A 15,390-nucleotide genomic window follows, 5' to 3' on the forward strand; every position below is an offset into this window, starting at 1 on the left:
CAGAACACCGGACAAGGATTGCGGCTTATGGGAGCTCGCTCGTCACCACGACCCATTGCGCTGAGTCGCCCACCTCAACCTGTGCGTAAGCACCGCACTGCTCCGGCCACTAGCGGTAGTTGCTTCAGACGACGCGCTCTCGGATGACATCACCCACACTTTCCGCAGGAGTTCCTGACTTCGACTCGTGTATGCGCCTCAAAAGCACAACTGAAACTGTGCGGGTGGCGACATCACGCGGGCGCCGTCCGTTCTGCCCAGGGAAAGACGATCCTCCAAAGCGGCGATGCCCGGGAGCCGGTCGCCGCTCTTCGTGCGGCTGCGGGCAAAGAGTTCGTGATCCTCGACGGGACGCCGCTGACCATCGACCGAATCACTGCCGACCGGCCGTACTACTCCGGCAAGCATCCTCGACGCTCTGGCCCAGGCCGGCATCCGGTCAGGGCCGTTCTCGCCCTCCACGTCGCCACATCAACATGAGGTTCGAAAAGCCTCAGTGGTGACTGCGGACCAGGTTGGACGCGGCCTGGCTGAAGGCTCGCACGCGGGCAGTTGCCGCATCCGCGCGCCACAGCAGCCCCCACTCCGCCGGCGGGGCGTCATGGAAGGGCAGATACGCCACGTCGGGGCGTGCGTAGTAGCGCCTGGCATGGGCGCCGACGGTGAATGCGCCCTGGCCGGCGCCGACGAGGGTCAGTGCCTCCTGGAAGGTCCCGGCCGACGGGCCGGGCTCGATCGACCGGCCGGCGGGTGTCGTGGGGGGCGTGTGCACATCGGGCCACGAGTCCAGTACCGCGCCGTCGACCTGCAGGACCCTGACCCTGGCCAAGTCCTCGACGGAGACGGCGTGCTGACGGGTGAGGCGATGCCCGGCGGGCAGAGCCAGGAAACGAGACTCCCTCACCAGTACCGGTCCCATGACGATATCCGGCTCCCGGACCGGAAAGCCGGCCAGTACGACGTTCGCCTCGGCGTCACGCAGCCACGGTACGACCTCGGCCATCTGTGCTTCCCGGATCTGCACATCGCAGTCCGGGTGGCGGCTACGGAACACTTCCGTGGTCCCGACCAGCAGTTGCCCTCCGGCCGCGCCGACGAAGCCGACGCGCAACAGGCCGTAGATGCCCCGCCCGGAGTCGACCGCCCGCTCAAGGGCCGCCGCCACCCGGGCCCATGCGGGCCGCAGGTCCTCCTCCAGGTGACGCCCGATCGGGGTCAGCTCCACCCGCCGGCTGGTGCGGTTGAAGAGCGGAGCCCCAACGCGTCGTTCCAGGACTCTGATTGTCTGGCTGACCCGGGCCGTGGACAGGTGCAACCGCTCGGCCGTGCGGCCGAAGTGCAGCTCTTCGGCCAGCGTCAGGAACGCCTCGACCTCGTGCCGCTCCAGCATGCCCCTCCATCGTCAAGCACTGATTCACGATCGTTGCACAAGCTCTCGTTGATCGGGAATCCGCCCGGGCGGAGGCTGAAGCACTCGAACATCACAGTCCGCACTGGGAGATCACACCCGATGTATGTCACCGACGACCACGCCCTGTCCGCACCGGCCTGGGACAGCGCAGCAGTCACCAAGGAACTGCGGGACCGCACGGAGATCACGGACGCGTTGTACCGTTTCGCTCTGGGGCAGGACCTGAAGGACAGGAGGCTGTTCGCCTCGGCCTTCGCCGAGGACGCCGAACTCGACTTCCGGCCCGCAGCCGCGAAATGGGGAGCCAACCCCCCGCTGATGGTCGGCCGCGAAACGATCGTGACCACGATCCTGGGCAACTTCACCGGCCGGGTCGACACCACCCACCAGATCACCAACCCGCGCATCACGATCGACGGTGACACAGCCCGCCTGACCGCACTCGTCGAAGCCCAGCACCTGCTCACGGCCGACCCCGGCAAGCACGCCCTGCTGAAGAACCCTTACGCCGTCGACCTCGTCCGCCACGGCGATTCCTGGGTCATCCAGCGCCTCCACATCGACAACACCTGGTACACCGGCGACCCCGCCGCAATCCTCGGCAGCGGCGAGTGAGCATGGTCCACGCACAGACGCAGAACACAACAATCACCCCAAAACGGGGTGTCGCGAAACCTCCGGCAGTAGACCGACCGGCGGCTCCATGACGGTCCTGACCGGGGAGCAGTTGCACACGTTGGAGAAGGGTGATTTCTTCCTGGTCCCGCCGAAGGTCCCGCACGCTTTCGCCCCTGGCCTGGGCCGGGAGGCCAAACCCGCAGACTCATCTGGCTGAACGGGGTCCCGTCGTACCGACCGACGAAGCTCCTGGTAGACGGGCTAACAACCAAGATCCGCCGTACGGCCAGGAGTTCCACTTGCTTGAAGGGGCGGCCTACCCGAATGTGAAAGCGGACCCGCTCGGGGCGGCAGCCGGGCGGACCGACGGCGCGACCGCCGTCCGGTTTCCAGCAGTGGATGACGAGCGCGGCTGAGCGCAGCACCGGTGCGGCGCTGCGGTGACGCCCTCCAGAGGCGGAACGGAGTGCTCCGCCGTCTCGGCCATGCATGGCTGGGCAAACCAGCAGTGGCCAGACAGTGAACCGTTCGCTCAGAGGATCCTCAGATCGGGATAACGATCACGTCACCTGGCTGCAGCTACCTGTTGATGAATACCCCTTTTCGCCACTTCTCTCGGTGGTGTGTGTCACATCGCCCGCCGCTGATCGCTGTTGCGGCCGTGATAGATCTTCACGGCCGTGTGACGGACGCCACCCATGTCCGCGCAGGCGTGCTCGGTCGGCCGACCGCCGACATGCAACTCCATCAGTAACCGGGGGGATTGGAACCCGATCCGCCGTCCGGAAGGGCGCGGCTCGGCGTGGAGCGGAAAGGCACACCACATATGACCTCGACGCAGGTCGGTAACAGGCATGAAGACGGCAGCACGGCCGTCGGCACCACGCCTGAAGAGGGCTACGAGCGGGGACTGGGCAGCCGTCAGGTCCAGATGATCGCCATCGGCGGCGCCATCGGCGTCGGTCTCTTCCTGGGCGCAGGCGCCAACATCGAGAAGGCGGGACCGAGCCTGATCCTGATGTACGCCCTCGCCGGCGTCATCGTCTTCTTCATCATGCGAGCGCTCGGTGAGCTGCTCCTGTACCGCCCGGTATCGGGCTCCTTCGCGGAGTACGCCCGCGAGTTCCTCGGCCCGTTCTGGGGTTACGTCACGGGCTGGACGTACTGGCTGCTGTGGGTCGTGACCGGCATGGCGGAGCTGACCGCCGCCGCGATCTACATCCACTACTGGTTCCCGGACATCCCGCAGTGGGTGACCGCACTGGCCTTCCTGGTCCTGCTGTATGTCGCCAACCTCATCTCGGTGAAGATCTTCGGCGAGATCGAGTTCTGGTTCTCGATGGTCAAGGTCACGGCCATCATCGGCATGATCGTGATCGGTCTCGGCGTGGTGACCTTCGGCTTCAGCGCGGCGGGTGACACGGCCAGTGCCTCCAACCTGTGGGCCCACGACGGCTTCTTCCCCAACGGCGTCGGCTCCTCGCTGATGACCCTGCAGGGCGTGATGTTCGCCTACCTCGCCGTCGAGCTGGTCGGCGTCACCGCGGGGGAGTCCGAGAACCCGGAGAAGACCCTGCCCAAGGCCATCAACACGCTGCCGTTCCGCATCATCGTCTTCTACGTCGGTGCCCTCAGCGTGATCCTCATGGTCGTGAAGTGGACCGCGTTCGAGGACGGCGTCAGCCCGTTCGTCGCCGCCTTCGCCAAGATCGGCATTCCGGCCGGTGCGGCGATCGTCAACTTCGTGGTGCTCACCGCGGCCCTGTCCTCGTGCAACTCGGGCATGTACTCCACCGGCCGCATGCTGCGTGACCTGGCAGCCAACGCCGAGGCCCCGAAGCTCCTCGGCCGGCTGAGCTCCTCCAAGACCCCCGCCATCGGCATCACCCTGTCGGCCGCCCTGATGGGCATCGGGGTCGTCCTCAACTACGTCGTGCCGGAGAAGGCATTCACCTACGTCACCTCGGTGGCCACCGCCGCCGGGATCTGGACCTGGATGATGATCCTGGTCAGCCACATCCTCTACCGCCGCGCGGTGGTCGCGGGCCGGCTGCCGGCCTCGTCCTTCCCCGCACCTGGCGGGTCGGTGTGCAGCTGGATCGCGGTGGTCTTCCTGCTGATGGTCACCGTCTTCATCGCCCTGGACCCCGACGGCCGGATCTCCCTGTACGTCGGCGCGGGCTGGGCGGTGTGTCTGGCCGTGGGCTGGCTGGTGCTCAAGGCCAACAACCCGCAGATCGCGCAGCGGTCGATCCGGGAGCAGGAGCAGGCGCCCGAGTTCATGGACAAGGGCAGCGTGTGACGCTTGGGTGAGCGACGGCTCATTCCGCGGCAGGGCGCCCGGCACAGCTCCTTCCCCCCCCCCCCCTCTTCTCTTCAGCCGCAGAGGCGGGTCACCTTCGCCTCGGGCGTGTCCTCCGCTCGGCGGTGACCGCAGGGCCGGGTGCAGCGGCCGAGGGCACCGGCGGGCTGGTCGACCGGCGTCGAGCCGGGGGTCGCGGCGACGCTGCTGGCCTCCGCCAACCGGCGACCGCGGGTCTCGGGGGCCATGGTGAGGCCGAATCCCAGCAGCGTGATCACAGCCATGATCAACATGGTGGGGCCGACGCCGATGCGGTCCAGCCCGACGGGCAGGAGGTAGGTCCCGATGGCAGCACCGATCCGGCTGACCGCCGTGCCGACTCCGACCGCGGTCGCGCGCACCTCTGTCGGGAACAGCTCAGTGGGGTAGATGAATTCGAGGATGCTCGGGCCGCCGGAGAACAGGGCGTAGGCACAGAAGCACGCGAGAACGACGGCGACGGGCGCTGCCGGCGCCAGCCCCAGAACGGCGAGGGGGAGGACCATCAGGGCGGAGGACCAGACGATGAGGGGGCGCCGTCCCAACGTGTCGATGAGGCGCAGTGCGGGGACGCACCCGATCAGGAAAAGCAGGCTGATCAGCGCTGAGCCGATGATCGAGTCGCTGCTGCCGGACATCCCGAACGCACTCAGGATCGTCGGGCCGAAGGAGTAGATCGCGAACAGCGGAACGATCTGCAGGAGCCAGAACAGGCCGACGAAGGCCGTGCGCTTGAGGTACTCGCCACGGAAAACCTCGGTGAAGCCCAGGCCGTGCGCGGTTTCGTCGTCCACCAGGGATTCGATCGCCTCCGGGGCGGCTTCCTTCCCGTAGACGCGGGTCAGTACGGCCCGCGCCTCTTCCACGCGACCGCGGCTGGCGAGCCAGCGGGGCGACTCCGGCGTCCCTATACGCGCGATGATGAACGCGACTGCGGGTATCGCCGCACTGCCCAGGGCCCAGCGCCAAGCCCCGGAATCCACGACATTGATGAGCGTGTAGCCGACCACGTACGCGGCCGTAGCCCCAACGAACCAGGCCATGATGAGCATCCCCATGACACGGCCCCGCTGAGCGGTCGGGAGCCACTCCGACAGCAGGGCGCTGCCGATGGCGTAGTCGGCGCCGAGCGCGACTCCGATAACGAATCGCAGGGCGACCATCAGCGTCGGATCGTTCACGAACGTGGACGCGATCGAGGCCGCCGCGATCACCACGAAGTGGAGCGTGAAGAGCAACTGCCGGCCGATACGGTCCGTCACACGTCCGAAGATCAGGCCGCCGACGAAGAGGCCGACCAGGGCCGATGCGCCGATCAGGCCCTCCTGGCTCGCCGACATTCCGAGGTCCTGGCTCATTCCCAGGACGACCACGCCCGCGATGCTGAGCAGGTAACCGTCGAGGAACTGACCCCCGGCAGTGAGCGCGAACATCTTTCTGTGGAACGGCCGGAAGCAAGCGTCATCGATGAGGGAACTGCTCACAGGTCCTCCTTGGTGTCCGTCGGCGACCTGGGCAGGGGCCGCCCACGCGGCGGCATGTGAGGTGTAATACCTTACTCATCGCCGCGAGTGTGCTTCCGCCGAAGATGCCGCTTTCGGGATTCGGGAATACGGGATTCGGGATGCGGGGGCGGACTTCGATGCATTGAAGACGAGGTGCGGCCCGCCTGCGGTGTGATGTGTAATGCCTTACCGCAACGCAGAGGATTGGCCGATTGCGGCCTACTTTCAAGGCCCCGGCGGGCACATTGCTCGGCTCAGGGCCTCAGGAGTCGCCCTCTGCCCGGCCTGCCCAGATCCCGCGACTGTGGGCAAGGTGCTTGCGCATCAGTTCGGCGGCCAGCTCGCAGTCCCCCGACTCGATCGCGTCCACGATGGCGATGTGCTCCTCGCCGGACTGGGTCAGCTCGCCCTGGTCCGCAAGCTTCTGCAGTCCCTGCATACGGGCCTGATCGCGCAGCTGGCCGACTATCTCCACAAGACGGTGGTTGCCCAGCAGTTCGAGCAGGCCGAGGTGGAACTGCCGGTCCCGGTCGAGGAAGGAGACGAGGTCCCCTTCGCGTGCGGCGTCAGTGATCTGCTCGGCGAGCCGCCGGAACTGCGGTACGGGCTCCCCGTCCAGGGCCTGGACGACGTCGGCCATGGCCGGGGCTTCCAGCATCGTGCGGATGCGGAAGATCTCGTCGAGGTCGTGGTCGGTGAGGACCGGCACCCGGAACCCGCGATTGCGGATGATCTCGACCACGCCGAGATTGGCGAGATCCATGATCGCTTCCCGGACCGGGGTGACCGATACGCCGAGCGCCGCAGCTACGTTTATGGCGCTCTCCACCTGCCCCGGCTTGATCTGTCCCAGCACGATCCGGGTCCGCACCGCCTCCCGTGCCTGCTCCCGGAGGCTCACGGACTTGAGCTGCGGGCTGTGGGCGGACGTGGCTGAGGGGCGGGAAGTGGTCACGCCTTATGCATAACACGGAACCCATGGACCGTCGACGACGGCCTTGTGGGGGGTGGTGAGGTGTAATACCTTACTCGCCATCCTTCCGTACGAGGCAGTCGAGGAAGGTCCTGAGACGAAGCGGAGTGCCATGAAGACCATCACCCTCGGTGAGCGCGAGATTCGCGAGGCCGTGACCATGCGTGAGGCGATCGATGCCGTACGGCGCGGCTTCGTCGACCTCGCCCGCGGGGAGTTCGAGATGCCGACCCGCACCGCGCTACGGGACGGGCGGTTCCTGGTGATGTCCGCTCATCACCGGTCGTCCGCATCCGCCATGATCAAGACCTTGAGCCTGAACTTCGAGCGCAATCCCGCCATCGCGGGCACCGTCGTCTGGAGCGAGACCGGCCGTCTGGACCAGCTGGTCGCCGATGCCGGAGCGGTGACGACCCTGCGTACAGGCGCGGCGGTCGGCGTCGCCACCGATCTCCTCGCCGCGCCCGAGGCCGGACGGCTGACCGTGATCGGTGCCGGAGGACAGGCGCCCGACCAGGTCCGCGCCGTCCACGCGGTCCGACCGCTGCGCCGGCTGACCGTCGTGGACGCCGACCCGCGGCGCGCCCAGGCCCTCGTCGAGACACTCGAACCCGAGCTGGCGGGAGCGGAACTCCACACGGCGGCCGACGCGGCGTCCGCCGTCAAGGAAGCGGAGATCGTCTGCTGCGCGACCAATGCGACCAGCCCGCTCTTCACGGAGTCTGCGCTGCCCGCACAGGTGCACGTCAACGCCATCGGCGCCTACCGCCCCACCATGCGTGAACTGCCCGACGAACTGCTCGCCAACAGCACCGTCGTCATCGACGAGCTTGAGGCCGTCCTCGAGGAATCCGGCGAGATCATCCACGCCCTCGAAACCGGCGCCATCGCCAAGAACGCCCTCACGGAGCTCGGCACCGCTCTGACCACCACCTCCGCGGACCACGGCAAACGGACGGTGTTCAAGACGGTTGGTGTCGCCATGCAGGACTGGGCCGTCGCCCACCTGCTGGCCGGGAAGTTCCTCCCCTGACCCGGCTGCCAAGATCCCGGCCCTCCCCGGGGCCGTACCAGCTCGAGCCGCAGGAGGAGAACGATGACAGACAGCGCGGTGATCGTCGGCGCGGGCGTGATCGGACTCGCCACCGCCCACCGGCTCGCACGTGACGGCCTGGCCGTCACCGTCGTGGACGCGGCCCGCGGCGACACCGGAGCGTCCGTCCACAACGCCGGGTGGATCGTTCCGATCATGTCGGCTCCCGTCCCCGCACCCGGAATGCTCGGCCAGGCCCTGCGGTGGATGGCGCGCAAGGACAGTCCCCTGTACGTCCGGCCCTCCCTGCGCCCCGAGCATGTGCGCTTCATGCTGAGCATGCTGCGCCACTGCAATCCCCGGGACTTCCATCACGGTATCGAAGCCCTCGTTTCCCTGAACGAACGAACAGTCTCCCTCTTCGACGAGTACGAGAAGGAGGGCGTGCGGTTCGAGTACCACCGCACAGGCCAGCTCATGGTCTTCCACACCCGGGAGGCCATGCGGCGGTACCAGACGGAAGCAGAGTCACCGGAGCGGATCGGCCACACCGCGGAACCCCTCTCGGGCGACGAGCTCAGGGATCTGGAACCGGCGCTCGGCAGGCATGTGCGGGCGGGCCTGCAGTGTCCTCAGGAACGACACGTGGATCCCGCGAGCCTGGTCAAGGGCCTGGCAGACCGCTGCCGAGAACGCGGAGTCCGATTCCTGCACAACAGACCGGTCACCGGCATCCGTTCCGGGGGTCAGGAGGTGACATCTGTCCTCGCCGGAGGTGAGGAGATCAGCGGCGATGTGTTCGTCCTGGCGGCGGGGGTGCACACCGGCACGCTGTCGCGGCTGGCCGGATTCCCCCTGCCCATTCAGCCCGGCAAGGGATACGGATTCGACGACACCAGTGGCTCGGTGACACTGCGGCACTCGGTGTACCTCGGTGAAGCGAAGGTGGCCGTCGCACCGCTGTCGGACCGGCTGCGGTTTGCCGGGACGATGGAGTTCGGCAGCTTCGACTCGACCATCGACCAGCATCGCCTACGGGGCATCGTCCGCTCCGTCCACGAGTTCCTGCCGGGCTTCCCGCCGGGGTCGCAGCCGCGTGGCTGGACGGGACTGCGTCCGATGACGCCTGACGGGCTGCCGGTCATCGGGCCACTGCCGGGCAAGGACAACATCCTCGTCGCGAGCGGACACTGCATGCTCGGAGTGACCCTGGCCCCGATGACGGCGGAACTCGTCTCCGCACAGATCAAAGGCGCTCACCAGGCTTCCGGTATCGCCCGCACAGTCCACCCCTTCACCCCGCAACGCTTTGCCTCACGGCGTGGTCACACCACGGCAGCCGGCTGAGAGGGCGTGCGCCCTACCGTGGTCTCACGGGGAGGCCGGCTGTGCCGGTCCGGCGATGTCTCTGCCGGTCAGGGCCCTGCCATACAGGCGGAATTCGTCGATCTCGCCCTTCAGCCAGGGGGCGGTGCCGGGGGTGTGGCCGGTGGGTGTGCTCGGCTCGTTCTTCTGCGCCATGGAACGGTCCTCTCTCTCGTGTCAGAGGCGCGGGGGAGGAAGCCGGGTCAGATCATGCGGAAGAGGTCGGCGGCGGCGTGGACGTCGGTGAGGTCCTCGATGGAGCGGAGGTTGTCGCACAGGGCCTCCAGGACCGAGCCGGCTTCGGCGGCGCGCGGGGCGCCGATGGCCACGCCGAAGACCCGGAAGCCCAGCCGGTGCTTGGCGTCCTTCCAGCCGCGCATCCATTCCTCGGTGACGCCGCATTCGTCGTCGGTGAGCATCACGATGTCGCCGCGCGTGCGGGCGGCGGCGTCGAACTCTTCCTCCAGCAGTTCGCTGGCCGCTGTCAGCGGCGCCTGGTAGCTGGTTCCGCCGCCGAGGAAGGTCTCCGCGAAGTCGAGGATTCCGTCGATGCCGGCGGGCTGGTCGGCCGGGAAGCGGAAGACCTGGATCTTGTCGGCTGCGGAGAACAGGATGCCGACGAAGTCACGCTTGGCATGCCGGGCCTGGTCCAGCAGTGCCAGGGCGCACGCCTTGGACCACGCCTCCCGGGTGACTCCGCCGGGCGCTGCCTCGTACATGGAGTGTGAGGTGTCTACGCACGCGATGACGGCGCCCTGGCCGGTGGCCTGCTCTCCCTGGCTGTCGTAGAGCATCAGCTCCCCGGCGGCGTAGCGCACGGCGAAGACCGCACGCAGCTCAGGCAGACCGAGGTTGGCCAGTTCGGAGGGGATGACGCGGGAGAGGTCGTTGCCGAGCGTGACGCCGACCAGTTCCCCGGCAGCGTTCTCCACCTTGCGGGCGCGCTCACCGCCGGCCATCTGCCGGAAGCGACCGATCAGCTCGGCCCACTGTGCGAGACGGCCGGTGCGCAGCCGCTCGGCGAGCCCGGCGCGCTGGTGGAACGGCATCCGCTCCAGCTGGCCGGGAGCAACACCCCATGCCCGCATCAGCGCGGCCTCCTCACGCGCGGTCTCGGCGGCCTTCGCCGCCCCGTTCCGCGCGGCGGCACGGATATCGGGGACCGCCGCTGCGAGGGACTGCCCGGCGTCCTGGGCGGCCTGCTGCGCAGCGGCCTCGGCGACCTCGGCGGCCTCGATCGCCTGTCGTACGGCGTCGGCGGCCGGGGCCGGAACGGTGCCGTCCTCGTCGGCCTCGCGGGCGGCCTGCTGGAGCGCCTCGCCCACGGCGGTCGCCGCGGCTTCGGTGTCCTGCCGGGCCTTCTTCGCCTGCTCGGCCTGTTCCTGGTCACCCCGGGAGCGTTCCAGCATCCCGCGCAGTGCGGTGGCCTGGGCGAGCACGGCCATGGCGGCGGCGTAGGGGTCACCGACCGTCTCCCGGCGCAGCTCGGCGAACTCCGCGGACTCCACCAGTGAGTTGACGACCTGGTGGTTGACCAGCCGCGAAGGGTCCATCTCCGCGCGCTCGCGCAACTCCGGGCCGACCTTGTAGGCGGCCAGGAACGCGTCGGTAAGGAGCTCGGCGGTGTGGTCGTAGCGCTCGTTCAGCTCCTCGGCCAGATCGCGCAGTGCGGCCGACTGCTCGTAGGTGTCGCGCCATGTGATCCGGTCGAACCGGTCCGCGACCACGGCCGCGGTGTGCCGCTCCGGAGCGGAGGCGGACAGGCTCAGCCACTTGCCGGCCCGGCCTGCCAGCTCGTTGAGCTTGCTCGGTGTCGTGCTCACTGTCCTGTTCGCCCCGGTGCTCAGAGCTGGGCCTGCACCATGCTCGCGTCCACGCCGAGGGCTTCGGTGAGAACGCGGGCGCGGACGGCGCGCTGGCGGCCCGTGACCCGGTCGATGGCGGCGGTGGAGCGGCCGGCGCTCGCCGCCTCCTCGCGCAGCTTCTCCAGCCGCTTCCCCGCCATGGCGAGCTTGTTGTGGGCCTTCTTGATGACCCACTCGCTCAGTGCCTCGCGGGACTGCCCGGCCATGGCATCGAGTTGGCCCTCCAGCTCCTCGATCGTGTCGGCCAGGTCGAGCGCTTCCTTTGCATCGGGGTTGACCAGTCGCAGCACCTCGCGCTCGACGGCCGGGCGTTCGGCAGGGGAGTCCCACAGCACGTGACTCAGCACCGACAGGTCGGTCTCGGCGACCGCCGGGCGGCCGTCGAGGTACGCGGATGCCTGGAGCAGGCCCACCGCCTGCCGCCAGCGGCGGTCAGAGGCGACAAGCTCCTTGCTGCGCAGGGCAGCCCGCAGCGTACACACCGCATCCACGATCACGTCGGGGACGTCCACGGCCGGAACGGCTTCGGTCACCGCGTGCTGCAGCGCGGCCAGCTCGACCGTGGTCCGTGTCGGCGCCGCCGGACGGCTGACGGCGGAGCGGACCAGCGCGGCGAAGTTCGAGGGATCTGCCAGATACCCGACCTCGATCCGCACCAGCAGCCGGTCGTAGATCGCGGCCGTATCCTCTCCGCCGGGCAGTTCGTTGCTTGCCGTGATGGCGCCGATCAGGGGGCAGCGAATCGGCTCGCCGCCGCTCTCGGGGTGGTAGATCCGCTCGTTGAGGTAGCCCAACGTCTCGTTCAGCGCCGCCGTGGAGCACTTGAAGATCTCGTCGATGAACGCGACATGCGCGGTCGTGGCGCGGCCGTCATAGACCTGGCGGTACTCACCGCGGGCCAGCGCCGCGACGTCGATGGGACCGAACATCCTCGTCGGCGCGGTGAACTTCGACAGAAGGATCTCCCAGTAGGCCGCCCCCTCGACCCTGCCCGTGAGCTCCCGGGCCATCTCGGACTTCGCCGTTCCCGGCGGGCCGAGCAACAACGAGTGCTGCCCGGCCAACAGCGTCACCACCAGCGTCCGCACCACGTCAGCCCGCTCGTAGAACCGGTCCGACAGCTCGTCGCTGATCGCCCGCAGCCTCTTGGCCGTGTCTTGCGTGTCCTGCGCGTCTCGCCCGTCTTGCGCGTCCATATTCAACTCCTTGCCTGCGACGCCCTGTTGGGCTGACGAGATGGCCCCTTCCTTCGAAGCTGCGACGAAGTGACAACGTAGCTGAAGGTGATAGCGAGTTGCGCTGGGCGGTTCTGAGAAAGGACCGGCGTCACCGAGGACCGCTACCCCGACCACTTCAGCCCCGCTCACGGCATCAGCGGCGACGGTAGCGACTGGCCCGCACCTCCGTGGCCGACCGACCACCTCACCGCCCTCCGGCACCACCGAGCCGCCCTCGGCCACGGCGCGGCATCGCGGCCAAATCCGGGTTTCTTGGAGCAAGTACTGCTGTGTCGGAGGCAGTTGTGACTTTGTAATCAACAAGTGAAGGTGAGGGGCTGGTTTCCGAAATGTGCTGATGTCATGATTCCTTCACCTGGGTGAACAGCTTCTTCACCATATGGGCCAGGAAACACCATTCATTGAGAGAACAAGGAAATACAGATGACACGTGCAAGACGTGTGGGCACCGTCGTAGGCACCGCTCTCGGCGCTGTTGCCGCTCTCGCCCTGACGGCCGGTCCGGCCAACGCCGTCGCCGCTTGGGGGTCGACGACCAACGGAGAGGGCAGCGGCTTCTTCGAGAACTGGCCCAACCGCCAGAACTACCCCGACCTGGCCGGCGCCAAGGACACGAAGAAGGACGGGCTCAGCGTCGTGATCCGCTGGGAGTCCGACCGCGGCACGAAGGGCGAGTGCGCGGACCGGAACGGTGCGAACAACGGCACAAAGACGTGCACCGTGACGGGGCTGAACCAGAGCGGCTACGTGACCTTCAAGGTGTGCGCGAAGAACTACAGCAATGACATCGGGTACATCAACTGCTCGTACCCGGACAGGCACCCGCTCAGCCCGTGAGTGAGTCGCTCACTCCGGGCAGTCGATGAGGGCCCGGTCCCGGCTAGTCGCCAGGGCCGGAAAACACCGGCCTGGCTGTACTCGATGCGTCCTGCGGTGCCCGTGTGTACTGCTGCTGCATGCCGACCGGGGCGCGGCCCTTCTCGGCAAGGCCGGTCACTGCCGCACACATTTTGCTGGTGGCATAACCGGTTCCCGGCATGCGGCCGCAGACCTACCGTGGCCGCATGCACTCACCGATCACGGGCACAGCCGCCGGCGTGCCGTTCACCGCGTTGCCGCCGGCCGGCGACGGCCCCGCGCCGGCCGGTGACGGCCCCGCGCCGCTGATCGTCACTTGGCACATGCTGGACGCGCCGAGGTCGAACGCCGCGTTCGCTGCCGCGTTGCCGATGAACGACCTTCCCGCGTGGCGGGTGCACCTTGGCATGCCGATGTGCGGGGCGCGCATGGTCGACGGCAGCACGGACGCGATCGTGGAGCTGTTCCAGAAGGACCCTCTGATGTCCTTTCTGTTCCCGTTCGTTCGACAGGCGACCGAGGAGTTCCCGGCCGCGCTGGAGTCGATTCGGGCGCAGCTGCCGGTCGCTGACGGCCCGATCGGCGTGCTCGGCGGCTCGCTGGGTGGGGCTGTGGCGCTGCGGATCCTTGCCGGCACCGACATTCCGGTCTTCGCCGGTGCCGTTGTGAACGGAGCCATCCGGATGCGGTCCGTCGTCGATCTGTTCCCGGGCGACTACCGGTATGACGCCGGGTCCGAGAAGGTCGTCGACGGCCTGGACTTCGTCGCCAAGGCGGGCGTTATCGCCGGTCGCGCGCCACTGCTGGTCGTCAGCGGCGAACTGGACCACCCGGCGCTGCGTACCGACGCGTTCGACCTCGTGGACGCGTTGGGGGAACGCTCCGAGCTGCTGTCGATCCCTGGACTGGCGCATCCGCTCGCCGACGAGCCCGGCATCGAGCCCGCGCCGCAGCTACCACCGGCCCGCGAGGTGGACGCCGGCCTGACCACATGGTTCCGACGCCACCTCGCGGATGCAGGCTGAGCACCGCCGGTGACCTGCTTGGCCGCGACGAGACCAAGTGCCGACCGGCCGCCACGTCAACGGCCCCCTTTCAGTTCGCTGCTGGACTGCGCGACCTGTACGTAGCGACCCCGCTTCTGCGTCCCTGGCTCCGATATCACCGCCAGCGCGCCGCCAGGGAGCGCTGCCAGTTCTTCGGCCAGTGCATCGGTGAACGTGTCCCAGTCCATGCGGCTGCTCATAGCCCTTGGCCTTCCCACCAGTCGGCGTCCAAGTGCTCGTTGGTGGCGAGGAAGATCCTGACCAGAGCCGAAGAGCTCCGGACGGCGATGGCACGGTGGTGGTGGGCGCGACTGAGAGCGCGTGCCACGGGCCGTACCGCTTCGGCAGGTCCCGCCTCGGAGCTTCGGTTCGCAGCCGCCACTGCACGTCGTTGATGACCCGTCAACTCGCCTACCGCTGGCCATCCGAAGTACGGAGGTCGGTGACGTCGCGACACAATCAGCCTGTGGGAACGGATATTTGGGGATTCGTGGAGTGCCGCACCTGGGGCCCAGGTCTCAGCGTCGGGGAGAGGGCCTGGTATCCGGCCATCAGGTTGTCAATGCTCGGGATGACGAGGGACTACTGCGCCTTCGCCTGCCTCTTCGGGGTCCGTGACTTCAGCGGCCATTGGCGGCCGATCGCAGCCGACCGTGGCCTGCCGGCTGACGCGTCGGAGACAACCCGGACCGAACACGCATTGTGGGGTGAGGCGGCGTTCGGCGCCACTTGGATCGGCTGGGACGAAATCTGCGCCATCGACTGGGACGAGCCGGCGATTCCCCGAGCAACCGGCATCGCCCGTTACCGGAGGCGTCCGGACGGCACGCTGGAGCTGAAGCACCGGTACGACTGGAGCCGCGGCTTCGCAAGGGCCAGTGGTATCGACACCCTGACCGTCGATCCCGACTGCGTCGGCGAACTGTGGGACGAGGGCACCGAATGGGACGTCGGCACCACCGTCTTCCGCGCCGAACGCGACCGGCGTCGGGACGCTGTCCCTGCTGACGGGCCATGGCAACCGGTATGGGTTGTCATGCGTGCTCTCGCCGGCATCCACGGTGACAACAACGTCCGCCTGACGGTCTGGTTCGACGAATAACTTCTCCCGGTTCTCCGCCCGCCGAGGATCTCTTT

The 15,390-nt window shown here is 68.0% G+C and carries 14 protein-coding genes and 2 pseudogenes; 8 read left to right on the forward strand and 8 right to left on the reverse strand.

Features of this window, described 5'->3' with window-relative positions; translation table 11 throughout:
• Positions 1 to 306: 306 nt before the first annotated feature.
• Positions 307 to 414 (forward strand): annotated as a pseudogene (locus ACTWQF_RS08325) (IS5/IS1182 family transposase); the annotation flags it as partial.
• Between the two features lie 79 nt (positions 415 to 493).
• Here the strand turns inward: ACTWQF_RS08325 and ACTWQF_RS08330 are convergent.
• Positions 494 to 1,390: a LysR family transcriptional regulator gene (locus ACTWQF_RS08330; RefSeq protein WP_443278535.1), complete on the reverse strand. Its 897-nt coding sequence runs from the start codon at positions 1,388 to 1,390 to the stop codon at positions 494 to 496.
• Positions 1,391 to 1,510: 120 nt separating this feature from the next.
• Between ACTWQF_RS08330 and ACTWQF_RS08335 the strand changes: the two genes are divergently transcribed.
• Together ACTWQF_RS08335 and ACTWQF_RS08340 are read left to right on the forward strand one after the other, a co-directional pair.
• On the forward strand, positions 1,511 to 2,026 hold the full coding sequence (locus ACTWQF_RS08335; protein WP_443278536.1) for a nuclear transport factor 2 family protein: 516 nt from the start codon (positions 1,511 to 1,513) through the stop codon (positions 2,024 to 2,026).
• Positions 2,027 to 2,855: 829 nt separating this feature from the next.
• Positions 2,856 to 4,331 carry an amino acid permease gene (locus tag ACTWQF_RS08340; protein WP_443278537.1) on the forward strand — a complete coding sequence of 492 codons (1,476 nt, stop codon included), beginning with the start codon at positions 2,856 to 2,858 and terminating at the stop codon, positions 4,329 to 4,331.
• A 74-nt stretch (positions 4,332 to 4,405) separates the two neighbouring features.
• On the opposite strand, the gene ACTWQF_RS08345 is transcribed toward ACTWQF_RS08340, so the two are convergent.
• Together ACTWQF_RS08345 and ACTWQF_RS08350 are read right to left on the reverse strand one after the other, a co-directional pair.
• Positions 4,406 to 5,854, reverse strand: a complete 1,449-nt coding sequence (locus ACTWQF_RS08345) for an MFS transporter (RefSeq protein WP_443278538.1) — start codon at positions 5,852 to 5,854, stop codon at positions 4,406 to 4,408.
• A 283-nt stretch (positions 5,855 to 6,137) separates the two neighbouring features.
• The gene (locus ACTWQF_RS08350; protein ID WP_443278539.1) at positions 6,138 to 6,830 is read right to left on the reverse strand and encodes a GntR family transcriptional regulator; all 693 of its coding nucleotides are present in this window, start codon (positions 6,828 to 6,830) and stop codon (positions 6,138 to 6,140) included.
• 130 nt (positions 6,831 to 6,960) lie between these two features.
• Between ACTWQF_RS08350 and ACTWQF_RS08355 the strand changes: the two genes are divergently transcribed.
• Both ACTWQF_RS08355 and ACTWQF_RS08360 read left to right on the forward strand, forming a co-directional pair.
• Positions 6,961 to 7,881 (forward strand): ornithine cyclodeaminase family protein, encoded by a 921-nt coding sequence (locus tag ACTWQF_RS08355; protein WP_443278540.1) that lies wholly within the window; start codon positions 6,961 to 6,963, stop codon positions 7,879 to 7,881.
• A 63-nt stretch (positions 7,882 to 7,944) separates the two neighbouring features.
• Positions 7,945 to 9,228 (forward strand): NAD(P)/FAD-dependent oxidoreductase, encoded by a 1,284-nt coding sequence (locus ACTWQF_RS08360; protein WP_443278541.1) that lies wholly within the window; start codon positions 7,945 to 7,947, stop codon positions 9,226 to 9,228.
• A 24-nt stretch (positions 9,229 to 9,252) separates the two neighbouring features.
• Here the strand turns inward: ACTWQF_RS08360 and ACTWQF_RS08365 are convergent, their stop codons facing one another.
• Genes ACTWQF_RS08365 through ACTWQF_RS08375 form a run of 3 tightly spaced genes read right to left on the reverse strand, consistent with a single transcriptional unit; the run spans position 9,253 to position 12,307 of the window.
• A complete protein-coding gene (locus ACTWQF_RS08365; RefSeq protein ID WP_443278542.1) occupies positions 9,253 to 9,402 on the reverse strand; it encodes a hypothetical protein in 150 nt (49 codons plus the stop codon).
• Positions 9,403 to 9,449: 47 nt separating this feature from the next.
• On the reverse strand, positions 9,450 to 11,069 hold the full coding sequence (locus ACTWQF_RS08370; RefSeq protein ID WP_443278543.1) for a VWA domain-containing protein: 1,620 nt from the start codon (positions 11,067 to 11,069) through the stop codon (positions 9,450 to 9,452).
• 20 nt (positions 11,070 to 11,089) lie between these two features.
• Positions 11,090 to 12,307: an AAA family ATPase gene (locus ACTWQF_RS08375; protein WP_443278544.1), complete on the reverse strand. Its 1,218-nt coding sequence runs from the start codon at positions 12,305 to 12,307 to the stop codon at positions 11,090 to 11,092.
• A gap of 465 nt (positions 12,308 to 12,772) precedes the next feature.
• Here ACTWQF_RS08375 and ACTWQF_RS08380 point away from each other — a divergent pair, with 465 nt between their 5' ends.
• Positions 12,773 to 13,186: a hypothetical protein gene (locus tag ACTWQF_RS08380; protein WP_443278545.1), complete on the forward strand. Its 414-nt coding sequence runs from the start codon at positions 12,773 to 12,775 to the stop codon at positions 13,184 to 13,186.
• A 227-nt stretch (positions 13,187 to 13,413) separates the two neighbouring features.
• On the forward strand, positions 13,414 to 14,232 hold the full coding sequence (locus tag ACTWQF_RS08385) for an alpha/beta hydrolase family protein (RefSeq protein ID WP_443278546.1): 819 nt from the start codon (positions 13,414 to 13,416) through the stop codon (positions 14,230 to 14,232).
• Between the two features lie 56 nt (positions 14,233 to 14,288).
• Here ACTWQF_RS08385 and ACTWQF_RS08390 read toward each other — a convergent pair whose 3' ends face one another.
• Positions 14,289 to 14,453, reverse strand: a complete 165-nt coding sequence (locus ACTWQF_RS08390; protein WP_443278547.1) for a TY-Chap domain-containing protein — start codon at positions 14,451 to 14,453, stop codon at positions 14,289 to 14,291.
• A gap of 124 nt (positions 14,454 to 14,577) precedes the next feature.
• Positions 14,578 to 14,655 (reverse strand): annotated as a pseudogene (locus ACTWQF_RS08395) (IS5/IS1182 family transposase); the annotation flags it as partial.
• Positions 14,656 to 14,824: 169 nt separating this feature from the next.
• Here ACTWQF_RS08395 and ACTWQF_RS08400 point away from each other — a divergent pair.
• Positions 14,825 to 15,355 (forward strand): hypothetical protein, encoded by a 531-nt coding sequence (locus ACTWQF_RS08400; protein ID WP_443278548.1) that lies wholly within the window; start codon positions 14,825 to 14,827, stop codon positions 15,353 to 15,355.
• Positions 15,356 to 15,390: the final 35 nt, after the last annotated feature.

It is taken from the genome of Streptomyces sp. 8N114 (genome assembly GCF_052245835.1).
In the GTDB taxonomy this organism is placed as follows: Bacteria; Actinomycetota; Actinomycetes; order Streptomycetales; family Streptomycetaceae; genus Streptomyces.